Raw genomic sequence first — 1,564 nt, 5'->3', positions numbered from 1 at the left:
CGGTCGCCGGCGGCTTCCACGATCAGCGCGGAGACGATGGCGAGCGTCAGCGGGATCTTGATGGTGACGGAGGAGCCTTCACCGGCGACCGACTTGATGTCGATGGTGCCGCCGATCTGGTCGATATTGGTGCGCACCACGTCCATGCCGACGCCGCGCCCCGACACCGAGGTGATGGCGGCCGCAGTGGAGAAGCCCGGGGCGAAGATAAACTTGTGGATCTGGGCTTCGCTCATCTTCTCGAGCTCGGCCTCGCTGACCAGACCCGAGGAGATCGCCTTGGCCTTGATCCTGTCGGTGTTCAGGCCACGACCGTTGTCGGCGATGCAGATGATGATGTGGCCGCCCTCGTGATAGGCGGACAGGCGAATGGTGCCCTGCTCGCCCTTGCCGCCGGCGAGACGCTCGGCGGGGGTCTCCAGGCCATGGTCGGCGGAGTTGCGCACCATGTGGGTGAGCGGGTCCTTGATCAGGTCGAGCACCTGGCGGTCGAGCTCGGTGTCGGCGCCGTGCATCTCCAGCTCGATCTGCTTGCCGAGTTCGCTCGAGAGGTCGCGAACGATGCGGGGCAGCTTCTGCCAGGCATTGCCGATCGGCTGCATGCGCGTCTTCATGACGCCTTCCTGCAGCTCGGCGGTGACGTTGGACAGCCGCTGCAACGGCACCTTGAACTCGGTGTCCTCGTTGCGGCGGGAGATCTCCAGCAGCTGGTTGCGGGTCAGCACCAGCTCCGAGACCATGGTCATCAGATGCTCCAGCGTATCCACGTTGACGCGGATCGACTGGTTGGCGATGCTGGCTCCCTCGCCGGCGCCCTCGTCGGCGATCGACTTCTTCGGCGCGGCCTTGTCCTTGGGTGCCTTGGTCTCCTTTGCAGCTTCCTTGGCGACGTCCTTGGCAACAGGCACCGGGGCTTCAGCGGCAGGCTGGGGCTCGGCCTTGACTTCAGCCTTGGCAACCGGGGCCGGGACTTCGATCGCGGTCTCGCGGAAGGCGCGCTCGAGCTCGTCGAGCGAGACTTCGCCCGGACGCAGCGGACGCTCCAGGCTCAGGTCGGCCAGCACGCCGGGCGTCGGCGCGGCTTCCACGGCGACAGATGCTTCCGGCACCAGCGGGGGAGACTCCGCAACGGGAGCCGCCGCACCTGCGGCCGGCATCGGCTGCGCCGAGCCTGACATTGCCGCCATGCCCTGCTCGACCATGGCTTCCAGCTTGTCGATGAGATCGCGGTCGGTGCCCTCGGGCTCGGCTTCGGTCGCCTCCAGCCCGGCCAGAATTTCCTTGATGCGGTCGATCGAGGACAGGATCACCGTCACCGCCTGCCCGGTCACCGGCATGCCGTCACGGAATTTGCCCATCAGCGTCTCGCCGGCATGCGCCAGCGCTTCCAGCCGCGGCAATCCGAGGAAGCCGCACGTGCCCTTGATGGTGTGGACCAGACGGAAGATGTTATCCAGGATCTTGGCGTTGTTCGGCTCCTGCTCGAACTTCACCAGCTGATTGTCCACGGTGTCCAGGCTCTCGCTGGTTTCCGTCAAAAACTCCCGCAACAGATCATCCATGA

The 1,564-nt window shown here is 65.8% G+C and carries 1 protein-coding gene; it reads right to left on the bottom strand.

Annotated elements, in window-relative coordinates; translation table 11 throughout:
- Window positions 1–1,562, bottom strand: a 1,562-nt coding sequence (locus AC0L27_RS40995) for a chemotaxis protein CheA (RefSeq protein WP_473323766.1), incomplete at its 3' end; no start/stop codon positions are given.
- Window positions 1,563–1,564: the final 2 nt, after the last annotated feature.

The organism is Bradyrhizobium sp. Ken51, assembly GCF_055807435.1.
This window is presented reverse-complemented; position numbering and strand designations above follow the sequence as displayed.